Genomic DNA, 24,036 nt, shown 5'->3' with positions numbered 1-24,036 from the left:
ATACCCTCTTAACAATTACAAACGATCCCGGCGACGCCAGAGCAACAGCAAAAAGAACGGTCCACCGACCAGGGCAATGACGATCCCGGCGGGGATTTGCAGTGGTGCAAACGCCAGACGACCCACGGTATCGGTAACCAGCACCAGCAACGCACCGATCAACGCACTTCCCCACAGCAGCGCTGTTTGTCCGCCACGCAGCCAGAATCGTGCCATGTGTGGCGCCATCAACCCGACAAAACCGAGGCTGCCCACGCAGGCAACACTGGCGGCGGTGAGTACAACCGGCGCGAGAAAACGCAACAACGCCAGTCGGGGTAAATGGACACCCAGCCCCGTTGCCGTCGCATTGCCAAGTAGCGCCACATCCGAAGCGCGCGCCGTGGCAAATAAGATGATGGCCGCAGGCAACGTCCAGACCAGTGCCACCAGCAGCAGTGGCCAGGTGGCGGCATGAAGGCTCCCCGCCAGCCAGACCAGTGCAGTCTGTACGTCACGGACATCGGCGGTGGTCATAAATACGCCCATTCCCGCGGCAAAGAACCACGACACGCCAATGCCTATCAACACAAAGCGAGGCCGGGAGAAATCACGGGCCAGCAGCATCACCAGTGTGGCGACCAGTGCGCCGCCGGCCATTCCCGCCAGGGGCCGCCAAACCAGACTTGCTGACGGGAAAAGCAGCACCAGGGCCAGTACCACCACGCAACTCCCTTCTTTGACACCGATGAGCCCGGGATCGGCCAACCCGTTGCGGGTGATAGATTGCATCGCCGCCCCTGCCAATCCGAGCATCGCCCCGCACAGAAGCGCCATCAGCAGTCGAGGCAGTCGTACATCCCAAACGACATACTGTTGCTGAGCCGTCAACGCCTGAGGGTCAAACACCGCCCGTCCGATAGCGGAAGCCGGAACCGGGAGCGACCCCTGCATCACGCCAAACAGCAGTAATGCGATTGCCAGCACCGTCAGGCTGAGGCTGTACAGCACGGTTTTGGGACGAATGACACGAGAAAATCCACCCACCCGCCATGCACGAAGCCCTGCACGTTGCAGCATATCGTTCATTTCAAAAACCTCGACGCAATGAAAATAAACGCCGGTGCGCCCACCAGGGCGGTCATGATCCCTGTAGCCAGCTCCTGCGGAGCCAGCACCGTGCGGGCGGCAATATCCGCCAGCAGCAGCAGCGCCGCGCCCAGCAATGCCGACGTCGGTAGCATCTGACGAATATCTTTTGTTACCAGACGGCGGGTAACGTTAGGCACTAACAGGCCGATAAATCCCAGCGGCCCCACGACAGAAACTGCCGCACCGCACAACAGCGCAATGGCGATCATCGCCAGCAAGCGTATGCGCAGAATGTTCACCCCTAACCCACAGGCCATACGGTCGCCGAGAGCCAGAATATTCAGGCCCGGCGCGATAGCGATCGCCAGCACCATACCGGCAAGCGACAGGGGAACGGCACTTTTGACACTTTCCCAACGCAGACCCGCGAGATCACCCACCAGCCAGGTGCGCATTGCCAACAGGGTTTGTTCATCCAGAATCAGGATGGCCGCAGTAAGCGATGACACCATGGCCGACAGCGCCACGCCGCACAGCGTGACCTTCAGCGGCGTTAAGCCACCGCGCCCGGCAGATGCAAGCGCCATCACCAACGAAAAGAGTGCCGCAGCACCGCCTGCCGCCAGCAATGGCTGGCTTACCCCCGTCACGCCAAGCGCGGTGCACAACACAACGACAAACGCCGCACCGGCATTCAGCCCCAGAATATGCGGTTCTCCCAGCGGATTACGAATCAACGCCTGCAACAGAACCCCCGCAACACCTAACGCCGCGCCGACCAGCATCGCCGCCGTCATGCGCAGCAGACGTAAGGAGACAATAATCCGGTGGTCGAAATTTTTCGCGTCAAAGTGGAACAGCGCCTGCACGACGGTCTGCGGGCTGATAGTGCGTGCGCCCACACCCAGATGCACCACTGCCAGAACACACAACAGCAGCGTTAACACGGGGAACGCCAGCATAATCCGGCCACGGCGACGAGCCAGTGTGCTTGCCATGACCGTCATTGCTCTTGCCCGCCCAGCGCGCGGAACGGCATAAAGAACGGTTTGCCGGTGAGAGGATTCACCGACATCTGCACGTCGACGTCAAACACGTGCTTAATCAACTCGGGCGTGCAGTTTTCGCCATCATGCACGACGCCCTGCAACGTCCCCTGTTTGAGGAACACCAGCATGTCCCCGTAATTCACGGCAAAATTCAGGTCATGCAGGACCACAACCACAGTACGGCCATGATGACGAGTCAGTGAATGCAACAGTTCGAGGATCTCCACCTGATAGCGCAGATCGAGAAACGTAGTCGGCTCATCCAACAAGATGACCGGCGTTTGCTGTGCCAGCGCCATCGCAATCCAGCAGCGCTGACGTTGCCCACCGGAAAGGCTCTCTACCGGCAAATGCGCAAAATCAGCAGTTCCGGTTAACTGGAGTGCCTGCTCCACGGCGCGTTCGTCATCGTCCGTCCATTGCGAAAGCATGTTCTGCCAGGGAAAACGCCCACGCGATACCAGTTCGAAAACGGTAAGTCCTTCGGGCACCAATGGGGATTGCGGCAGGATGCCGAGCTGGCGTGAAACCGCTTTGGTAGGCTGTTGATAAATGGCTTTTCCATCCAGCAATACGCTGCCGCCGTGCGGTTTCAACATACGGGCGATAGTGCTTAACAACGTTGATTTACCCGAGCCGTTCGCCCCCACCAGTACCGTCATTTTGCCTTGCGGAATAGTGAGACAGATATCGTGGACAATGGTGTTATGGCGATAACCCGCAGAAAGCTGTTGTAGTTCAATGCCCGTTCTGTGGGCGATATTTTCCACATGCTGTGGCATGTTCACTCCTGCGCCGCCGCATGGCAAAGCCTGCATGCGTAATTCTCTAAATAAAAATAAAACTCATTCTCTTTGTGATCTTGCTGGCTTGCACTGTAGTAGTCAAGCAATTACACCCTGTAGTTACATCACCTGTCGCCAACAACTAAAGCACAAATAAAAAACGCTGAAAAATCAATAAAAATCATTCTTTTTCAATATATTGAAAATTAAACACCCTTAAAAAAACGACGGTTAAATTGCGTCAAATCGCTTGTAGTTTCTTTTTCAATTTTACGTTTACTACTACAAACACTCATGATTGAATGATTCTCAATTACACATCTGACGCCAGTAACGCTGGCTTACAGATGGATAAATGCAGGGCTGGCAAGCCGGGCAATGAATTGAATCAACTTGTTTCCCTGCCCATTTTTGGCAGGGTCTTTTGCGGAATAAATAAAATAATGGCTGAGTTAACGACTTACTTTTCGGGGATGAAAGGGCGGGCATTGTGCTCTGCTCTCTTTCTGGGCATGACAACAACACCTGCGGTATTTGCAGCGGAGAAAGAGACGACTCCGCCTAAAGGGGAAGATACCATCACCGTTCGGGCAGATGCATCGTCTGCCGATCAGGCCGTAACATCGGGTTATCAACCGCTGAGTTCGTCCACCGCGACGCTGACATCCATGCCATTGTTGGATATCCCACAAGTGGTGAACACTGTCAGCGATAAAGTTCTGGAAGATCAGCATGTCACGACGCTGGACGAAGCGCTGTATAACGTTAGTAACGTCGTGCAAACCAACACATTAGGTGGCACACAGGATGCGTTTGTCCGCCGTGGCTTCGGCGCAAACCGTGACGGTTCGGTGATGACCAATGGTCTGAAAACCGTGTTGCCGCGCAGCTTTAACGCCGCCACCTCACGCGTGGAAGTGCTGAAAGGCCCGGCCTCAACCCTGTATGGGATTCTCGATCCCGGCGGCCTGATTAATGTCGTCACCAAACGTCCGGAAACACAGTTTGGCGGGTCGATTTCAGCAACCTCCAGCAGCTTTGGCGGCGGCACAGGGCAGTTTGACGTGACCGGGCCGATTGAAGGCACGCAGTTAGCCTATCGCCTGATTGGCGAATATCAGCATGAGGATTACTGGCGTAACTTCGGCACCAATCAGAGCAGCTTCATCTCCCCGTCCCTTACCTGGTTTGGCGACAAGGCCACCGTCAACGTGCTCTATTCACATCGCGACTATAAAGCCCCGTTCGATCGCGGCACCATTTTCGATCTCAACACCAAACACGCGGTGAATGTGGATCGCAAAACCCGTTTTGATGAGCCGTTTAATATCACCGATGGCGAATCGGATCTGGCGCAGCTGAATGCCGAATACCGTTTCAACAGCGAATGGACAGCGAAATTCGACTACAGCTTTAGTCAGGATAAATACAGCGATAATCAGGCTCGCGTGATGGCTTATGATTCTGCAAGCGGAAATCTTACCCGCCGTGTTGATGCCACTCAAGGCTCCACTCAGCGCATGCACGCCACACGTGCCGATTTACAGGGCAACGTCGATATCGCTGGCTTTTATAACGAGATCCTCACCGGCGTCTCTTATGAGAACTACGATCTGCTACGCACCGACATGATCCGCTGCAAGAACGTAAAAGGGTTCAATATTTATAATCCTGTCTACGGTACGTTGGGTAAATGTACTAACGTTTCTGCCGCTGATAGCGATCAGACTATTCAACAAGAGAGCTATTCTGCGTATGTGCAGGACGCGCTGTACCTGACCGATAAATGGATCGCCGTCGCCGGGATGCGTTATCAGTACTACACCGAATACGCTGGCAAAGGCCGTCCGTTCAACGTCAACACCGACAGTACCGACCAACAGTGGGTGCCCAAATTCGGTATGGTGTACAAACTGACGCCGTCGGTATCGCTGTTCGGTAACGTGTCGCGATCCTTCATGCCGCAATATTCTATCGCCAGTTATATTGGCGAATTGCCACCTGAAACTTCAACGGCTTATGAAGTGGGGGCAAAATTCGATATCTTTGACGGTATCACCGCCAATATTGCCCTGTTTGATATTGATAAACGCAATGTGCTGTACAACGAAATGATCAATGGCGAAACTGTGGCGAAAACTGCGGGTCGCGTGCGTTCACAAGGTGTGGAAGTGGATGTCGCCGGTTCGTTGACCACCAACACCAATATCATCGCCAGCTACGGTTATACCGCCGCGAAAGTGACGGAAGATCCTGATTACAAAGGTAAGCCGCTGCCTAATGTACCGAAGCATACCGGCTCATTATTCCTCACCTACGATATTCAGAATGCCTTTATGGGCAATACCCTGACGATTGGCGGTGGGGGTCATGGGGTGAGCCGCCGTTCCGCAACCAATGGCGCAGACTATTATCTGCCGGGCTATTTTGTCGCCGATGCCTTTGCCGCTTATAAAATGAAGCTGCAGTATCCGGTCACATTGCAGCTCAATGTGAAAAACCTGTTTGATAAGACCTATTACACTTCATCCATTGCCACCAATAATCTGGGTAATCAGATTGGCGACCCACGAGAAGTGCAGTTCACGGTGAAAATGGAATTCTGATCCTCTTCATCCATTAACCCTGCCAATTCTGGCAGGGTTTCCCGTCTGTCCTGCCATTTTAAGACAATTGAACTTGTGCCATCGTGCTCTCGTTTATACAACCTTAAATATCATCCGTAATAATTTTTCTATTTTGTTATGGGCGACTGGGATCAAAATAATGAACGGGATAACATCATGACTAAAATAAAACTGGCACTGCTATTACCTCTGTTTCTGGCAGGTTGTACGATGAGTGACGGGGAATTAAGAAACGCTTACGCTCAGCATTATCAGCAACCTACCGCCTATGTAGATGCTTATAAACAGAAAATAGCCAGTATGGATATTCATGCGCTGGCCCAATATGCCGCCGCAGAAGATAAGAAAAAAATGCGTGGGCAGCCAAGACTGAAAATCGACGAATTTATTACCATTGAGAACGTACAGGCGAAAGGAAATCGGGTGGTCTACGATTACTCACTGTCCGAAAACTGGCTGGCGCTTTCCGCAGATAAACAGCGCGAGAAGCAGACCAATATGAATAAAGACCTGATCTACCGTACCTGCTCGCTGGAAACGGTACGTCTGGCGCAGGCAAAAGGGCTGGAAGAAGAGCATAACTATTACAGTCAGTACCCAGACAAAGTCGCCTTTACTCTGAGAACCAGCGCGCAGATTTGTATGCAAAACGGTTTTACACAATAACCGCAATCCACTATGCCTGATGCGCTACGCTCATCAGGCATACAATTTGCACGCTGCACCAGGCCGGATAAGGCGCCAGCGCTGCATCCGGCTAAAACATCAGAATTTCCAGGACACACTGCCGACAATGCTGCGCTCGGCGCCAAAGTAGCAGTATGAGAGAGAGTTACAGGCCGCAACGTAGCGCTTGTCGGTCAGGTTGTTAACGTTCAGCTGCGCGCTCAACCCATTAATACCGATATTCGTTAAGTCGTAACCAATCACCATATCCACCAGTGTGTATGACGGCAGGGTGTGAGTATTCAAGCGATCGCTGGTAATACCGTTAACGTAGCGCACGCCTGAACCCAACGTCAGACCGTCCAGCGGACCACTTTTTACATCGTAGCTCAGCCAGGCACTGGCCTGGTTACGCGGGGCGTACACTGCGCGCTTGCCCTGCTCTTCCGGGCTGCTTTTCTTATAGCGAATGTCGGTATAGGTATACGCCGCCTGCAAACGGAAGCTATCCGTCAGTTGGCTAATTGCCTCCAGCTCCACCCCTTCAGATTCAATTTCCCCAATCGAGCGGTATGGATCGGTCGGCTCTTCTTTAGTGGCTATATTCGTCTGATTGATACGGAACACCGACGCGCTGAACTGACTGTTAAGTCCTTCCGGCTCATATTTCAGCCCGGCTTCCCACTGCTTGCCTTTCATCGGGTCCAGCAGATTACCGTTCTCATCGGCAAAACTGGTGGGCGTAAAGGCAGTGGAGTAACTCACGTACGGCGCAAAGCCGTTATCGAACAAATAGAGCAACGCGGCGCGGGTGCTGAAGTTGTTTTTATCCAGATCGCTGCGAGTATCCTTGATCTTATCAATGTTAGAAACGCTGACCTGATCGTAGCGACCACCGAGCGTAATACGCCAGCGATCCCATGACATCTGATCCTGCAAATAGTAACCCGTCTGGCGCAGCTTGTGTTTCTCACGCGCATACATGTCGATGTAATCAGGCTTCGCGCCGTACACCGGATTAAAGGCGTCAATCGGGGGGAAAGCGCCGTAGTAGCCGGTGGTATTGTTGCTGCGATCCTGATAGTCGATCCCCACCAGCAGACGGTGGTTTACCTGCCAGGTATCAAAGCTGCCGTCGAGCTGGTTATCCAGCGTAATCGCCGACATTTTTTCATCGGAGCCGGAGTAGCCGCGATTAAGCTCGGTTTCATTCAACCAGCCCGCCGCATACACCTGGTTCAGCTCAACGTCGGTATGCAGATAGCGCAGCTTTTGCCGCACCGACCAACCGCTATCAAACATATGCTCAATGTTGTAGCCCACCATGTTTTCACGGCGATCGTATTTGTCATAATCATCCTCGCCTTCGTAAAAGGTATTGGAGATCTTTTGCCCGTAATGCGGAACCACGGTGCCGTCATACGGCAGACCGGAGTGGCTTCCGCCTTCCGGGTCACGGTGCAGATAGGCCATCAGATCCAGACGCGTCTGGTCGGTGATACGCCAGGTCAGGCTGGGCATCAGCGCGTAACGTTCTTCCTTCAATGGACCAAACTGCGAGTCCGCATAACGCGTCATCCCGCTCAATCGCGCCGCCACTCGATCGTTATCATCCAGCGCCCCGGTGACATCAAACGCCGCGCCGCGCTGGTTATTGTTGCCGGCAAACAGCTTCACTTCACCGCCCGCATCAAACGACGGCTTGCGTGAGGTCAGCGCCACAATACCGCCCGGGGAGGAACGGCCATACAGTACGGAAGCCGGGCCACGTACGACTTCGATATCTTCGAGGAACCACGGATCAACCACCAGCGAGCTGTGTGAGTTGGTGTCGCCCATCATCTTCAGACCATCGAGATAGACGTTATCCAGGCTACCGTCAGAAAAGCCACGCAGCACGATGTAGTCAAAGCGGTTGGAGGCGCCAATCTGATTGCTGTACACCCCCGGCGTATAGCTGACAGCCTGGCGCACGCTAGTTGCGCCTTGCTCTTCAAACTGTTCACGGGTAACGATCGATACCGACTGCGGCGTTTCAATATCCGGCGTGGCAAGCTTCGTGGCCCCGCTTTGCATCTGCGAGGTGACAACCACCGTATCGTTTTTTGTTGTTTCCTGCGCCAGCAGAGGAAAAGCCACGCTGCCGGTCACCCATCCCACCAGCAGCGCCAAGCGAGTCTTCGCGAACATGAATATCTCCAAAGGCATGTCTAATTGTAAGTGAGAATTATTACCTTTTTGCTTACGGAGATAGCTATGCCGGATGCCAGGTTGCCTATGCGCAGTGCCAAATTGTCAGGAAATCACGTGCGTAAAACGCAAATATGGATTAGCAAGGTTTGAGTAAATCGCCGGGCGAAAAGCCGTAACGGCGACGAAAAGCGGTAGAAAAGTTGGTGGCGTGCTGATAACCCGACATCCAGGCCGCCTGCTGTACGCTATATCCTTCCAGTAGATAGCCGCGCGCATGTTCCAGACGGCAATCGCGCAGGTAGTCGAATACCGAACAGCCATAGGCTGCACGGAACTTACTGCGCAGGCTGCTGGGGCTCATCGCCGCGCGTTGGGCCAGTTCATTAAGGGTGTAGTCATTTTCGGGACTCTCCTCCAGCAGTCGGCGAACGACCTCCAGCCGCTGCTGCTCACCGCTCGCCGCAAGACGTTTACCGCTCTCGACCTGACACATGCTGAGGCCATGACCGAACAGTTGTAATATCAGCCCTTCCAGCATCAGCTGACGAGAAACATGGCTAATCGTACTCTGCTGCGCGTACTGCAGTCCGCTGAGTAAAAACCCCGGTACCTGCCAGATAAGCGTCGGCGTCTGGCACCTTTCCCACTCGCGCATCAACGATTCAAGCAACCCCGTGCGATACGCGCCGTCGGGATATAAACCGAGCGATAATGTCCGGAGTTTACAATCAGCATGATGACGGGCACGCATCGTCTGGTGCTCACTCAGGCGTGAGCTAAACGCCATGCCGGAGCGCACCACATGCTCCTGTCCGTTAAGCGTCAGGATCACGCAGCCTTCCAGAACCACCAGCATATACAGAGGACTGTCGTGGCGAGAGGTGGTTTCGTAGGGTTGCAATACCTGTACGTCGGAGTGCGTCACGCACATCCCGCAGGGGAGAGTCATCTCCTCAATTTCACCTTGCAGAACAGGGCTGCCAGACGGCAAATCCGGTCTTTGTGCCAACAGGGGAAAGCGGTAATCGATCCCGTAGCGCTCACCAAAATCCATAAACTCGCTTACGGAGAAAGTGCGAGCGACGCGTCCGGAGGCATTCAGGGCGGTGGTGTTGTTCATGCTGTCTTCTGCACAGGAAATAGAATTAGCGGTTTATAACTGAAGCAACATTACCATTACCTGCACAATACGACAATAATAATGAGAACCATTATCAGTATGGGTAGTCAGCAAAATAAACAGCTTAATCCAGCCAGTTTAGATCTGCCGAGGAGGCACACGGCGCAGCCTCTTTTAACCAGCGATACAGCAGCTCAATATTTCTGAGCCGTGTTGAAGCCTTTGGCCAGACAAGGTAATACCCCTCGCCAGTCGCCACAGCATCTTTAAACGGTAACGCCAACATCCCTGCCTGAATGGCCGCCAGGCTTAGCAGCAGGTCGGCAACAGACACGCCATGACCACTCATCGCGGCAAGACTACCCTGCTCCAGGGTGTCGAACACTTTGCCTCGCGCAAGATTCAACGTCGGAAACTTCCCAGTGCGTTGCAGCCACCGACGCCAGTCTCGGCGATCCGCTGAGGGATGAATCAGTTCACAGGCAGAAAGATCGCGCTCCGCCTGCACCAGCAGTGCGGGTGAACACACTGGGATAAGCCACTCCTGAAACAGCAACCGGCTGTCGGTATCGTCGCCAAAATGGCCATTCCCTAACAGGATCGCACAGTCATACGGTTCACGACTGAAGGATACCGAATCGGTATCCATCCAGACGCTGGAAATTTCGATCACCGGGGTCGGATGCGCTTCACGGAAAAGACGCAGCACATCCAGAAGCCAGCGCATTGTCAACGTAGACGGCGCTTTCAGCCGTAGCTCATAACTGCTGCTGCGAAAGGCATGACACGCGTGTTCCAGACTCTGAAACCCAGCCGTCAACTGCTGCGCTAACCCTTGGCCAGAAGGTGTTATCTCGATACGCGGGCCGCTGCGGATAAATAGCTCACAGCCAAACCATGCCTCCAGCGTGCGAATATGACGGCTTACCGCGCCCGGCGTCACGTTAAGTTGAATAGCGGCTTTGCTGAACGTTCCCAGACGGGCTGCGGCTTCAAAAGCCCTCAGGGCATACAACGGAGGTAGCGTCATCGTGAGTTTCTATGTTGAGTTTTACTCACAGTAGAGCGCAGTTTTATTCGTTTTTCAATGCGCTACGTAAACGGAATACTGGTGGAAAATATCATCAGGATAATCAGGTATGAATTTCACTTTACTGGCTGCCTATAGCCTCAGCGTAGTAACCCTGCTGTTAACGCCGGGTCCTGTCGTGGCGCTGATTACCACCACCGCGGCGCAGCACGGCTATCGCCGGGCTTTTCTCACGCTGATTGGCACTAACGGCGCTTCTTTAGTACTGATTGCTCTGGCTGCACTGATGCTAGCTGGCGTGGTTTCAATCTCTGCGATATGGCTTGGCGTACTGGGTCTTGTGGGATCGTTGTATATCGGAGTGATGGCGATTAACGGCCTGCGGGCCAGGGCCTCAAACCCCGGACTGGGTGCGCGAAAACGCAATAACAGCGGGCTTATCCACGGATTTCTGACCGGGGTCGCCAACCCAAAGGACATTTTGTTTTTCGTAGCGTTTTTCCCCCAGTTCATTGCCATTACGCAAGATTTCACCACCAGCATTCTGACGCTAACGCTGGTGTGGGTTATTTTTGATCTGACGGTGCTGTCTTTTTACATCGTGGTTTTCAAACGCTGGATACCAGAGCGCTTTGCCAGATGCAGCAGTTTTATCTCCTCTCTTTTTCTGCTCGCGGTGGCGGTGTTTGGCATTATTTATAATGTACACGCACTACAAATGCTCTCACCCGCGCTGTGATCCTCAACAAATTGTTCAGCCAGACATCTCATCTTGCACCGGGAAGGATAAAATAAGAACAAATCGACATTAATATTATTAATGGATTAATAAACCCGGATTCAGAAAATATAGACGATAACATTTTCATGGCGTTCAACTGGCACCCTCACCCATGATAACGCATCAACGGCGATAGGTGCCATGTCATTTTCTAAACGAAGTAGAGGTGTATTGTCATCTGGCACAACCGTGCTTTCACCGATCTCAAGAACGCCCCGAAAAGAAATGGACATATTGTCCGACGTATCCGACAACTTTATCCATTCGGTTGTAATCACTAACTTTCGAGTAAACATTCGCTATCCTTTGCGCGTAGTATATATCTGATACTTTCACAAGTAGATCACTACTCTTTGAACAAACAGAAATTTTTCCTCTATATCAGTTAAGCATTACTTAACAGAAAGAAAATTGAAATAATGAAACTCATTCGAAATGTGTTTCACAAATTCAACCGGCAGGTTATGTTTGATGAACGTTAACTTTGCAAACTCAACATCGCCGTACACTCGAATACAGAAAGGTTTGACAATCTCGCCCTGCACGCCAAAGCACTCCTGAAGCCGGGCATCATCCATAAAGATAAAGTCACCTTTTCTGACTTTAATACTTTCATGAAGTCCTTGCCACTTCTCTGGAGTGAGCAGAAAGCTCTCCCATCCATTATTTCTCAACACTTCAATCGTATGAGTAAATTTAAAATAGTCGTTTTGCATTGTCACGTCACCACTCGACGTGGCGTACAAATATTCTATTTTAAATTTAAGTTGTGCATTGATGCTTTTTTTCTTCCCCTCATCAATTAGCCACTGAAGCTCACTGACAATGCTCTTCGAAAATATTTTTCTTTTTTTTGCAATAGCCAGCCAATGCATAATGAATAGATGCTCTGACATTTTGGAGTAGATCTTATGATCCTTTATTGCGATACCAATTGCAACTAACGCACTCCAGGTAAATGTTTCCAGATCATCCTGATAATGATGTCGTAACGTACTGACTCTTCCAGAATCCCTTACCACTTAAACCTGCCCAAATAAATCGTCATTGTTATTCCACGTTATTCTTGTATTACTCTATTAAAAAACTACTACAACTAAAATCGCCAAAATATGATCCAGGTTAACTTATCCCTATGTAATAAACGTGCAAATACAATACATCATACTTATTAATCATTAATCCAGAATAGCTCAACAATGTCCAATAAGAATAATGCGATAAAGATAAAAGTTAATAATAATCACCAGTAATCAATATCATCTGCGGTGATAAGAGCTGTAATCAGAAAAAGCAAACTACCGGGCATTTAGCAAGCCGGAAGTTTGCTTGTTACAAACGAAGTTAATAGAAAATACCGATGATCAGGGTATGAGTTACAAAGCCCACAATCAGCGGTACGGCGGTACGTTTAACCACATCAAATGGCGTTATTTTCGCCCCACTGGAAACGGCAATCACCACGCCGGAAACCGGTGAAATTGCCCGCCCCATATGTGATGCCTGCTGCATCGGCAGGATCATGGCAACAGCGTTAGCGCCCATACTTGCCGCGATTTGCGGGATCAGCTCAACGAAAGCAAGGAATGGCGCATTACCCGACCCCATAATAATAGCCGCGGCCAGCGTCACCAGCGCAAACACCACCGCCATAGCAAATGGGGGTAATCCCACGTGCTCCGCCATCAGGATTAATTGATCAATGGCACCAATAACTTTAATCCCGTGGGCAAAAACACCTGCCGCAACCAGCAGCCCAACTACCCCGGTAAAGGCAGTGCCCATGCCTTTAAGGAAATGGCTGAATCCTTCGCATACTGACTTTAAATCACGCACCCGCAGCCATTCAATCAACATACAGACAGCCATCGAAATGAGCACAATGGTGATAATATTCAGGTTAATACCACTGACAAACATTTCCGATGATCCCACCGCCATCAGTATCGGAAGCATCGGGAGCAGCGCATAAAAAGCCGGGGCTTTTCCTGAGTCAGTCACCTCAGCGCTACCGATTTCTCGTGGAAGCGTCCCCGCTTTACGGTCGCAATGCCGCTGCCAGAAGAAATGGCAGACGCCGACGACCAGCACGGTTGCCAGCGCTGCGGGTCCCTGGTGGTAAACAACGTATTCCACCACATCCATATTGACCGCTTTAGATCCCCTGATAGCATCGATGGCCGTCGGGGTATATGCCACACCAAGCGAGGTGGCAATAACCCCAGCGGCTGAGGCCGCAGAAAGCCCTAACCCCAGCATAATGGGGAACATCGTCCCCATCAGCAACACGGCTAGCCCAGTGGCGGATGGAATGGCCAACTGCAGGAGGCTGGCGAGCAGATAGGAGAAAAATAGAAGCACATAGGGCGAACGCAGCGCACGCAAAGGTTTCGTCACAACCCGCACAACCGCTTCATTTGCCCCGATATGATCCATGTAATGCGCAAATCCCATGAGCGCCATGATCATCAGGCCGAGATCGGCGGCACGCGTACTAAAGAGATCGCGCATCACCTCGAAAGGATCGAGAAATGAAATCCCCGTACTGGCAACGCCCTTCGGTAATACAGAACCCCATCCGGTTAACGCCGTACAAATCATCAACACCAGGCCAGCAATGAACAACACGGGTTCAGCGCGATAACCTTTCAGGATCAGACGCGCGACCACCACGATCACCAGTAGGGCAATTAACACCTGAATCATGACTGAGCTCTCCCCTGCGCGAACTCAGCAAAGGTTTCCTCAATGACCGCTACCACGACATCGCTGGCGGCCCGCAGTGAACGCACCGGCAGGTATTCATAAATCGAATGAAAGTTATGGGCACCGGTAAAAATATTCGGGCAAGGTAGTCCTTTCTGCGATAACACTGCGCCATCATATCCACCACGCATGGCGACAGGTTGCGGGGTAATGCCACACTTCTGATACGCGCGTAACGCAATATCAATCGGGTAGTGAGCATCGCCCTGCAATCTATTGAACACATTGGCATAGCGATCGGTTAAATGGCAGACCACGCTGTTTTCTCCCCACAGCGCGCAGGTGCTGACGGCCAGCTGGCGGATATATGCCATACGCGCCTTATACCCCTCTTCGGTAAAATCCCGGATATCCAGCTTAAGTACCGTACGGGCGCTGTTACCCTGAAGTTGTTTTACCCAGTAATACCCTTCGCGTCCTTCCGTATACTCAGGCGCCTCTCCTCCGGGCAGCATCGCAATAAACTTATGCGCCATCAGCAGAGAGTTCTTCAGCTTACCTTTGGCCGACATAGGGTGTGCGGACTGACCGGTAAAGATGATTTCCGCATCACCCGCGTTCCAGTTCTCATAGACAAATTCTCCAATGCCGCAGCAATCCAGGGTATAGCCAAAATCAGCCCCAAACGCCGCAACATCAAATGCTTTTGCACCTCGTAATCCCTGCTCTTCATCAGGAACAAAACCGACCTTCACTGGCCCATGCTTAATCTCCGGATGTGCGACAAGGTACTCCAGGGCATTCATAATCGCGGCGATGGCGGCTTTATCATCTGCCCCCAACAGACTGGTACCATCCGTCACCAGCAGGTCATCACCGATATAATTTTTCAGTTCTGGAAATTCACTTTCGCGCAGATAAATTTTTAGCTCCTGGTTCAGACACAAATCCCCACCGCTGTAGTGAAGACGTTGTGCTTTTGTGTCCGCAGTCTGTTCCGCACTGGTATCGAGATGACCAAAAAAGGCAACGACAGGGATCGCGTCGTCCGTATTTGCAGGTAATGTCGCTGTCACAATAGCGGTATCCCTGACCTCAATGTTTTCCATTCCTAATGCTTCAAGTTCTACTGCCAGCAGTTTTGCCAGTTCCATTTGACCAGGTGAAGAAGGCATTATCCCATTAGCACCATTTTCCCTTGAGGTCGTGGTATTGATTTTCGTGTAGTTAATAAAGCGTTCAACAATATCCATTCCAGGAGATCCTTTAATGTATCATTTACGAGGTACTGCAAGAGAAGACCTGCATACAGCGTGGGTTGAATAATCTGAGAACAAAATAAAATCAGCATTCATCCCAGAATGCTGATTTTATGGGCATTACGACAACGATTTATAAAAAGGAAGATAAAAAGCCAGTAATTATGCCAGTAATTAAAAGCTCCGTTCTGATTGATAAAATCATATTCCCTGTCTGTTTTTACTGCATTTTCCATGGTGTTAAGCTAACAGAAGTCATAAACGGTATTCGTATATCTAAGAGATAATAAAAATCATTTAGATTCTTGCACCCAATACCGACACAAGATATACCATCGCTATATTTTTTAATGAACGAATGCTGTAACAGCAAAATGCAACCGTTTGCACCTCTCTACAAATAGCTACTTAACGCACTAAAATCCGTGAACAAAATCACAATTATTTCAAAAGCAAGAATTAACATAACGCTGAAAAACAGGCAGTTATAAGAAAAACTATATAATACCATTATAAATAAATACAAAATTACACTATTCACTATAAAATAGATTCATAGCGATACTATTTCAATAGTACCGTATGGTTCACAGAAAAAAATCTGTCGTCATCACTAATGTAAAGCAACAAGAACAATAATATTAAACTATCTATTTATGACGACTATCAAAATAATATACAGAAAAAAACCTCTCCCCTGAGAAGAGATACAGGGCAGAGGTAATACGGGTGTTAAGGACATTTTTATAGTTTTGATGATAACAGAAGAGCTTCTTGCAGGATTGAGTATACACACTTCATGACGTTAAGAAAATTCCTAAATAGAATTAAACACAAACACCATTAAAAATTCTTTTTATAATAAAGACCTGTTTATCAAATAAAACAAAATTAAGATAAGAAAAGATTAAATATCACTAATCTATAGTGTGACGCAAGTGAGACCAACTACACATCATTACGACCAATACCGCTACTGACGATGTCTGAAAATTCAATAAATTTAATACATTCATACACCGCTCAGCTAGCTGAGAGTTAAAAAATTATAAAATAAGCTAAACGCAATTTTTCGTCATAGATCACATTTTCCCGACAGGACGATTCCCCTACTCGTCCAGGCTGGTATGATTCAGCAGGTAAATATCTATCAACTCAACCCGAGGCTTTGATGCTGGAGAATGTAATCATCAGATAATCAGCTTACCGACCTTTTCAGGCCGGACTGGTTATCAATGCGCCGAAATCGAATGCGGACACCACTGTGTGTTTGCACGTTTTGCACATGATGATTAAACAGGTTTTCCAGTATGAATTTATCCCGTCAGGAACAACGTACCTTACACGTACTCGCCAAAGGTGGCCGTATTGCTCACGTCCGTGATGCATCAGGCCGTGTCACTTCCGTCGAATGCTATAGCCGCGAAGGGTTACTGCTCTGCGACTGCACGCTCGATGTATTCAAAAAGCTCAGAACGAAAAAACTGATCAAATCCGTCAATGGTCAGCCCTACCGCATCAATACCACTGGGCTGAACAATGTTCGCGCCCAACTGGATAATCGCTAAGGAGAGAGAGATGGATATCCCGAAGATTTTTACAATCAGCGAAAGCGCACATCGCATTCATAATCCGTTCACCGCGCAGAAATATGCAACGTTAGGTCAGGTTTTACGGATGGCCCCAGGAACCCGCATCCTGGATCTCGGCAGCGGCTCTGGCGAGATGTTGTGCACCTGGGCACGCGATCATGGAATTTCCGGCGTTGGTATCGATATGAGCCAGTTATTCAGCGAGCAAGCCACCCTGCGGGCAAGTGAATTGGGCGTCACTGAGCACGTGCGTTTTATTCATGCCGATGCAACAGGTTATATCGCCGAAGAAAAATTCGATATTGCCGCCTGCATTGGTGCAACCTGGATTGCCGGCGGCGTGGCCGGAACGGTCAAACAGCTGGAACAAAGTCTCAAATCAGGCGGGATCCTGCTCATCGGCGAACCGTACTGGCGCCAGATACCCGCAACGGAGGAGATCGCTAAGTCTTGCGGCGCGACTTCAGTGACTGATTTTCTCTCTCTGCCAGAACGCATTTCGTCTTTCGACCAGCTCGGTTATGACGTGGTTGAAATGGTACTGGCGGACCAGGAGGGTTGGGACAGATACGAGGCGGCAAAATGGTTGACGATGCGCCGGTGGCTGGAGGCAAATCCGGACGATGAGTTTGCCGTCGAAGTCAGAGAGCAACTGAGAAGTTCACCAGCACGCCACGTTACCTTCACCCGGGAATATATCGGGTGGGGCGTGTTCGCACTCATGCGGAGGTAATATCTCCTGTCGGTATAGCCAGGCTGGTTATACCGACTTTTTCATCTCATCGTCGCTTACTTCATTAATACTTCAACAAATTTAGCTAACCATTGCGGATGCGCGGGCCATGCTGGTGCCGTCACCAGATTGCCATCAACGTGGGCCTGATCAATGCCAATATCGGCATAATGTCCACCGCTCAGACGGACCTCAGGCGCACAGGCCGGATAAGCGCTACAGGTCCGGTTTTCTAACACTCCCGCCGCCGCTAATAGTTGGGGCCCATGACAAACCGCAGCGATAGGCTTATCGGCAGTGTTGAAATCTTGCACCAGCTTAATGACATCTGGATTCAGTCGAAGATATTCCGGAGCACGCCCGCCGGGGATCAACAGAGCGTCGTAATCGGCGGCCCGCGCCTCGGCAAAATTCGCATTCAACGTAAAACGATGCCCCGGCTTTTCACTGTATGTCTGCGCCCCATCAAAATCGTGAATGGCGGTTTGAACGTAGTCACCCTGACTTTTCTCCGGACAGACGGCATCCACACGATGCCCAAGCATTTGCAAAGCCTGAAAAGGCACCATCGTTTCATAATCTTCGACATAATCTCCGACCAGCATCAGTATCTTCTTCATTCACATCCCCCACTCACGGTTATTAATGATGAGAAATAACGGCCATCTTTACTATAGTCCACACGGTTCATGGCATTAATAAATACAACAGAACAATCGGCCTGATCACAATCCGCGGCAAGGCCCGTCAGACGAGGCTTCAGAGCCTACGACGTGACACATGTTCATGCTGATAAATATAAATTATATATAAATATATAGTTGATAATTTTTAATAGTAGTCAGCCTCACTCATAATATAAAAAGAAGAGATTGCAACGAATATCTCCTGTGCTATATTCCGCATGAAACTTATCCGCAATCAATTTATTTATTATTCAATATTTAAAATACGCAGAACATTAATTATCTATTATTATTTTATTCATCCAATATCAGATAAATATACGCAAAGGTTAATCCTATGATGACAAGACGTTCGTTCGTCTGGCAAGGTCTGGTGACTTCAACGAGTATGCTACTCGCCGGTATGACAGGCATCAGTTTTAGCCAATTTGCCCGCGCAACAGAGGACCGCCGCTGGCAAATGCCGGATGAAGGCGCACCGCATGCGGCAACCTGGATGGCGTTTGGTGCCAGTGCCGAGATCTGGGAGCCTCATCTGCTACCGGTGGTGCAGGAAAACCTGGCGCTAGTTGCTAAAACCATCGCCGCATTTGAACCCGTAAATATGTTGGTACGCGAAGAAGACAGCGAGCTCGCCGCGCGTCTGTGCGGACCGTCGGTCAATCTTCTGGTTCACCCGATAGACGATTTGTGGATCCGCGACACCGGGCCGGTGTTTGTGATAAGCGCCAGCGGTGCGCTCGGCGGTGTGGGATTTAATTTCAACGGCTGGGGCAATAAGCAAGAGCACGAACGTAATACCCATGCTATTTTGCAGGAGCAGTTTATCGATCGTGAAATTATACAACTGAATATTGATGGCATTGCAGCTGGCGGCGGCGGCATTCACTGCGCGACACAGCAGCAATCTCGTTAATGATTAACAATTGAGTGTATTGTGGGAAGGTGGGGAAACTCACTTTCCTGCCAATATCATAATAATTCCTTTAGAAGGATGCCTGCATAGGTTAATTTTTAATAAACAAAGTGCTCAATTAACATTTATGAAATAAACACCTTTAAAAAATAACATTTTAATAGATTTTATCGATCTTTCGTGGTATTTATGATCTGCCAAACCTATCGATAAAATCTATCAAAAGATTTATATTGATCGTTTTTATCGATCGTCTATTCTGTCTTAAATAATGGCTACTGACGGAATTTTTATTATCAGTACAGTCACAAAAATTGTTCTTCCCTGCGTTGTGAAACACACGGAAATTATCGAGGTTACCTTTAAAAAATTTACATAACATATTTTAGAATGGTTTTCAATTAGCGAAAACATCCAAAAATACACATTTCAAACCTCCAGTCTAACCTTTTTTAAGTAGATGACTTAAATCGAGAACGGTGATAACTCACTGAAAATTGCGAATGATGATATTGCTAAGAAAAACTGAAAATATAAATTTCATTAATACATTTAGAGGCTATTTTTGTGTAGGCATCGCGTTTTTTGCATTACAGCTGGTCGCTGGTCATCTCAGTAAGCAAGAGGATGTTGCGGGTATAACACTGCATTTTTACGATCTCACTTTACCTCTTATTTCTGCACTGCTGGTTTTATACCGGCAAAAGGCGCTGCCAATTTTGGGTGCCTTTTTCTTGTATGCCCTTTATTCTTACTCTTTATCTTCGGTGTTCACGCTAACGGCTCAACTGCTGGCTGCTCTCATTAGCCAGACACTCTACTTTTTCTCGACAGGTAAACGAGGCGCGGTTAGCTTTGGTCGTAGCCAGCTTACAACCCTGCGTATTGTCTGGCTCGTGTGTTGCAACGCCTTACTATTCATCTCGATTGATTACTGGCTCCAGTCGAACACTGCCTCAGCACCGATCACAAACCTTTTTACACTACAAACACTAATTAACTTACAGTGGTTGATGAACTCTTGCTTGACTGGCATCCCTTTTTGTTATCTGTTGCTTAGAAGCGTTCAAAACCCTGCATGGTGCATTTTATACATCAGACAAGTGAAGACGCTGATAAAATCCGGCCCTCCTATTCTGTATCAAGTATTATGGCTGGTGCTGTTACTCTGCATTATGTCCGCTTTGATCGTCATCAGAGAAGATATTCTTATATTTACAGACTATTCATTACTGTGGTTACTTCCAGTAATGCTGTGGGGAGTGATCTGCATTGGCCATGCTTTTATATCCCCTGTATGGGTAACAATGCTCATCCTGTTGGGATATTATATAAACAGTTATATTTCGCCGGATAACTATAATAATTATTTACATAGTCTCGTGATTTCCTCCACGATAGTGTTTGTCTTTTCTCTTACGATTGTTGTTACCGGTGTACTTGTGGTCCGTAACCGAAAATATCTCCGCCGCCTCAAACAACTTTTTAGATCAGAGCCTAATACCGGACTGCCTAACTTTCAGGCCCTGCAAATGGACATCCGTAAACACGCAACAGAGTGCTTGTGTTACATCCGTTGTACAGAGTTGAATACGCTGGAGCAAACCCATGGAATAGAATTCCGTTTTGAATTTGTAAAAGCGCTAAGCTCATATGTACGTAAATTGATTAAGGATACAGGTAACATTTATTACGCACCTGGTCATGGAATAATTCTTCGCCTTAATACTGCCCCTGACATTCCTACTCTTTACAAAGACCTAAACTCTTTTCGTTTTATCTGGAAGGATTACCAATTGGGACTATCTTGTGGTGTGGCATATACCACCGAGAAAAACCTGATTAAAAATTTATCACAAGCAATTAAACATCTTAATACCCAAAGCTACATCTCGTTAATGCAGGGGCAACCGTTGTTACTCAGCCCGCAGGTGCCAGGCGATAAAATTGTCAGTCAGGCAGTCATTCGTCATATGTTGCAAAAAGCAATTGACAGAAAATCGTTTGAGCTTATGGCTCAACCCATCGTATCAACGATGCTGGTTGTTCAGCCTATCGTTTCAACTACGGGACTGACACGTTATCACGAGATACTTATTCGGATAAAAATGGTTGATGGTAAGTTAATCTTTCCAGATACCATCCTACCCGTTGCTCGTGAGGCAGGATTACTTCCTGCACTGGATATCACTGTTATAGAGCAAACATTTCGTTTTATACAGTCACGGCAGAAATCTGACCCGAGCAGTCATTTCTCCATTAATCTGACACCTGACTCGCTTAATAAAATTGATTTTCTTGATAATGTTTTCACATTGTTTAGAAAATATTCCATCACACCTAAACGTATAATTTTTGAAATCATTGAATCAGATATCATTGACAACGCTAATGTCACTGATGTTCTGAGAGCATTACGTAAAGCCGGTTCTAAAATTGCTATTGATGATTTTGGCACAGGGGCGTCAAGCTATTCACGACTCAGAACATTAGACGCAGATATTCTGAAAATTGATGGCTCCTTCATCCGTAATATACTGACAGATGAATTTAGTCGATGCGCCGTCAGATCCTTCTGCGAAGTAGCAAAACTCAAAAATATGGAAGTGGTAGCTGAGTTTGTTGAAAATGAGGAAATTGAAAAGATTCTAATTACCATGGGTATTGGTTGGTTACAGGGATACCATATAGGGAAACCCGTTCCTATTGAGTTGGCTGAATTATAATAATAATTATATTCCTACATTGTTCCACTTACCGGCTCCCGTGCCGGTTTTTTATTCCCTTAACTAAAACTGCATATTAATTAAGCAAAACACTATACAACTTAACGTCATAACATCGTGTTGTTGCTACCTATCAGTCTACAGATATTGCCATACAGCCATGAGTTGTAGAGCCTCCCCCCTCCTAAAAATAAGGTTTTTTTTAGAGGATCTTTGAAATTTATATGGAGATTAATGCTCCTCCATATGGAGGTTTTGTATTGTGCAAAAAAAACGGCGAGAAGGACTTTCCTGCATGATAGGCTGGTTTAGCCTTAAAAACGTGGTATTTCCCCGAAATTAATCCCTAATGAGAAACTGACCAAGAAGCTTTAAATCGGGTGGCAACCTGAAGATTTTGGCTACCTCAGTCATAGAGTTCATAATCAATATTAGTGATCGCTGCGCTAGTCTGCATTTAGCATTACGGCTAATATCATTTGCGTCAATTATCATAGTCATTTGATGATATATCACACAGCAGATTTAACGGTAAAAATGATGACACAACAAAATAATAATCTCGCTCAGAATATTAACGATGATGAATTTTCCTCCATCACACAGGTAGAATTGCAAGTTGTAGAGGAGATTAATGCTCCCGAGCAGACCGCATCCATTATTAGCTCTTTCGTAACCTCCTGCCAGGCTCGCGGCGATCAGCCATTGGGGCAATGGTTGGATGATGAATTTCGTAAATATCCACAGATCTGGAAAAACGAAGAAGAGTTACTAAACACTCGTCGGCAGATAATACGGTCTACGGAAGCCTTTAATCAGTCTCGCGACTCATTACAGCAGCATATGGATAAAGGTCGTAGCCGTGCCTCCTGGTTGGCTGGCGAGATAGAAAAAAATGCAGCAGTTTCCGGTTCGGTACACGTAGGCCAATACGCCAGCCTTATCGATAGCGCCTTGGTAGACGCTAACGAAAATGCGCGCAAAACAATCACCACGCTGGCCGGGAATATCAACCAAAACCCCAATCTAGATGGTCTTGTTGCGGAACAGCATCACGTCGATACATTTAATATCGATGCAACCACCAAAGGCAGTCCGTATCGTGCACGGGTTGTTGGTTCACAGGAGCTAAACTCCGTTGATATTGAGATTGTTGACGGCAACGGCAATGTGGTCTGCAAATATCAGTCGAAATATGGTGCTGACTCAAACGCCACAAATACACAGCTCAATCGGGGCGACTATAACGATCAACAAGCGCTAGTTCCTGAGGGGCAAGGCGCAGATGTGGTCAACAGCACAGAGGTTATTGAAGCTGACGGAGTGTCTTCTCAGCCACTTTCTAAAGAGAAAGCAAAAGAATTACAGAAAAAAGCTCAACAAGATGCCGAAGCGCGTCAGTACGACTGGAATGACACTAATCGTATTGATATTGCCAAGCAAATTGGTAAACAGGCTGTGCTCGGTGCCTGTATTGCGGTGGGTATGCAGGGAACCAGAATCCTTGCAAGGCGTGCCTGGAATCGCCTGAACGGTCGTGAAAATCCATCCACTAGTGAAGACCTCAACGATTTTTTCGAAAGCTCGCTGCGTACCGGTACGCAAACAGCTATACAGGTTGCTGTTTCCGGAGCGGTCGTAGTCGCTGTCAAGAACGGCTTTCTTGGCGCAGCCTTACGCAGTACACCTGCGGGCCTAATTACCAATATCGTCTGCGTGGGCATACAGAATGCAAAGGTACTTTATAAACTGGGCAAAGGTGAACTGACTGGAGAGGAAGCGCTCGATGCCATCGGTAACACCACTATAACCACGACAATGGCTATTGCTGGTGCAACGGAGGGGGCCACGTTGGGCGCAGCGATTGGTACCGTATTTGGTCCAGTCGGTACAGCCGTTGGAGGGTTTGTTGGCGGTGTCGCAGGTGGTATAGCGGGTGGGCAAATTGGTGAAATCGTCTATAACGCGGGCAAGGTTGTTGCCAAAACAGCTGCCAAAGTCATTGCCAGTGTTACTGAAAATACGAGTCATGTCATTAAGTCCTTTAGCCGGGGTATCAGTAACTTTGCCTCAAACCTTTTCTCATTCTGGTAAAT

The 24,036-nt window shown here is 48.7% G+C and carries 19 protein-coding genes; 8 read left to right on the top strand and 11 right to left on the bottom strand.

The window, feature by feature from the left end; all coding sequences use genetic code 11:
• Positions 1–15: 15 nt before the first annotated feature.
• From SK34_RS12220 to SK34_RS12210, 3 genes are read right to left on the bottom strand one after another with little or no spacing between them, the layout of a single operon-like run.
• Positions 16–1,068, bottom strand: a complete 1,053-nt coding sequence (locus SK34_RS12220) for a FecCD family ABC transporter permease (RefSeq protein WP_032948629.1) — start codon at positions 1,066–1,068, stop codon at positions 16–18.
• Positions 1,065–2,078, bottom strand: a complete 1,014-nt coding sequence (locus SK34_RS12215; RefSeq protein WP_048233128.1) for a FecCD family ABC transporter permease — start codon at positions 2,076–2,078, stop codon at positions 1,065–1,067. The genes SK34_RS12220 and SK34_RS12215 overlap by 4 nt, the downstream gene beginning before the upstream one ends.
• Positions 2,075–2,902 carry an ABC transporter ATP-binding protein gene (locus SK34_RS12210; RefSeq protein WP_048233126.1) on the bottom strand — a complete coding sequence of 276 codons (828 nt, stop codon included), beginning with the start codon at positions 2,900–2,902 and terminating at the stop codon, positions 2,075–2,077. The genes SK34_RS12215 and SK34_RS12210 overlap by 4 nt, the downstream gene beginning before the upstream one ends.
• A gap of 446 nt (positions 2,903–3,348) precedes the next feature.
• Here SK34_RS12210 and SK34_RS12205 point away from each other — a divergent pair, with 446 nt between their 5' ends.
• Both SK34_RS12205 and SK34_RS12200 read left to right on the top strand, forming a co-directional pair.
• On the top strand, positions 3,349–5,511 hold the full coding sequence (locus SK34_RS12205) for a TonB-dependent siderophore receptor (RefSeq protein ID WP_048233125.1): 2,163 nt from the start codon (positions 3,349–3,351) through the stop codon (positions 5,509–5,511).
• A 177-nt stretch (positions 5,512–5,688) separates the two neighbouring features.
• On the top strand, positions 5,689–6,198 hold the full coding sequence (locus tag SK34_RS12200; protein WP_003021281.1) for a hypothetical protein: 510 nt from the start codon (positions 5,689–5,691) through the stop codon (positions 6,196–6,198).
• Between the two features lie 99 nt (positions 6,199–6,297).
• On the opposite strand, the gene foxA is transcribed toward SK34_RS12200, so the two are convergent.
• The 3 genes from foxA to SK34_RS12185 all read right to left on the bottom strand — a co-directional run bounded on the left by foxA (position 6,298) and on the right by SK34_RS12185 (position 10,541).
• On the bottom strand, positions 6,298–8,406 hold the full coding sequence (foxA, locus tag SK34_RS12195) for a ferrioxamine B receptor FoxA (RefSeq protein ID WP_085952509.1): 2,109 nt from the start codon (positions 8,404–8,406) through the stop codon (positions 6,298–6,300).
• A gap of 121 nt (positions 8,407–8,527) precedes the next feature.
• Entirely contained in the window at positions 8,528–9,511 is a 984-nt protein-coding gene (locus tag SK34_RS12190; protein WP_044714399.1) for a helix-turn-helix transcriptional regulator, read from the bottom strand.
• Between the two features lie 124 nt (positions 9,512–9,635).
• The gene (locus SK34_RS12185; RefSeq protein WP_048233123.1) at positions 9,636–10,541 is read right to left on the bottom strand and encodes a LysR substrate-binding domain-containing protein; all 906 of its coding nucleotides are present in this window, start codon (positions 10,539–10,541) and stop codon (positions 9,636–9,638) included.
• A gap of 109 nt (positions 10,542–10,650) precedes the next feature.
• On the opposite strand from SK34_RS12185, the gene SK34_RS12180 reads away from it, so the two are divergent.
• Positions 10,651–11,280, top strand: a complete 630-nt coding sequence (locus SK34_RS12180; protein WP_048233122.1) for a LysE family translocator — start codon at positions 10,651–10,653, stop codon at positions 11,278–11,280.
• Positions 11,281–11,381: 101 nt separating this feature from the next.
• Here the strand turns inward: SK34_RS12180 and SK34_RS12175 are convergent, their stop codons facing one another.
• The 4 genes from SK34_RS12175 to pepT all read right to left on the bottom strand — a co-directional run bounded on the left by SK34_RS12175 (position 11,382) and on the right by pepT (position 15,281).
• The gene (locus tag SK34_RS12175) at positions 11,382–11,618 is read right to left on the bottom strand and encodes a hypothetical protein (RefSeq protein WP_003847694.1); all 237 of its coding nucleotides are present in this window, start codon (positions 11,616–11,618) and stop codon (positions 11,382–11,384) included.
• Between the two features lie 96 nt (positions 11,619–11,714).
• Entirely contained in the window at positions 11,715–12,344 is a 630-nt protein-coding gene (locus tag SK34_RS12170) for a DUF2913 family protein (RefSeq protein ID WP_032937024.1), read from the bottom strand.
• A gap of 322 nt (positions 12,345–12,666) precedes the next feature.
• The gene (gene dcuC, locus SK34_RS12165; protein ID WP_003830889.1) at positions 12,667–14,028 is read right to left on the bottom strand and encodes a C4-dicarboxylate transporter DcuC; all 1,362 of its coding nucleotides are present in this window, start codon (positions 14,026–14,028) and stop codon (positions 12,667–12,669) included.
• On the bottom strand, positions 14,025–15,281 hold the full coding sequence (gene pepT, locus SK34_RS12160) for a peptidase T (protein WP_048233120.1): 1,257 nt from the start codon (positions 15,279–15,281) through the stop codon (positions 14,025–14,027). The genes dcuC and pepT overlap by 4 nt, the downstream gene beginning before the upstream one ends.
• Positions 15,282–16,597: 1,316 nt before the next feature.
• Between pepT and SK34_RS12155 the strand changes: the two genes are divergently transcribed.
• Positions 16,598–16,855: a YjhX family toxin gene (locus tag SK34_RS12155; protein ID WP_003021255.1), complete on the top strand. Its 258-nt coding sequence runs from the start codon at positions 16,598–16,600 to the stop codon at positions 16,853–16,855.
• Positions 16,856–16,865: 10 nt separating this feature from the next.
• On the top strand, positions 16,866–17,612 hold the full coding sequence (locus tag SK34_RS12150; RefSeq protein WP_048233119.1) for an SAM-dependent methyltransferase: 747 nt from the start codon (positions 16,866–16,868) through the stop codon (positions 17,610–17,612).
• Positions 17,613–17,668: 56 nt separating this feature from the next.
• Here the strand turns inward: SK34_RS12150 and SK34_RS12145 are convergent, their stop codons facing one another.
• Positions 17,669–18,232, bottom strand: coding sequence for a DJ-1/PfpI family protein (locus SK34_RS12145; protein ID WP_008320993.1), 564 nt, complete (start codon positions 18,230–18,232; stop codon positions 17,669–17,671).
• Between the two features lie 403 nt (positions 18,233–18,635).
• Here SK34_RS12145 and SK34_RS12140 point away from each other — a divergent pair, with 403 nt between their 5' ends.
• From SK34_RS12140 to SK34_RS12130, 3 genes are all read left to right on the top strand, one after another.
• Entirely contained in the window at positions 18,636–19,214 is a 579-nt protein-coding gene (locus SK34_RS12140) for an agmatine deiminase family protein (protein WP_016149654.1), read from the top strand.
• Positions 19,215–19,717: 503 nt separating this feature from the next.
• Positions 19,718–21,940 (top strand): EAL domain-containing protein, encoded by a 2,223-nt coding sequence (locus SK34_RS12135; protein ID WP_016149653.1) that lies wholly within the window; start codon positions 19,718–19,720, stop codon positions 21,938–21,940.
• 537 nt (positions 21,941–22,477) lie between these two features.
• Positions 22,478–24,034 (top strand): hypothetical protein, encoded by a 1,557-nt coding sequence (locus SK34_RS12130; RefSeq protein WP_032937030.1) that lies wholly within the window; start codon positions 22,478–22,480, stop codon positions 24,032–24,034.
• Positions 24,035–24,036: the final 2 nt, after the last annotated feature.

Origin of the sequence: Citrobacter sp. MGH104 (genome assembly GCF_001034485.1) — a bacterium.
Lineage (GTDB): Bacteria > Pseudomonadota > Gammaproteobacteria > Enterobacterales > Enterobacteriaceae > Citrobacter > Citrobacter freundii.
This window is presented reverse-complemented; position numbering and strand designations above follow the sequence as displayed.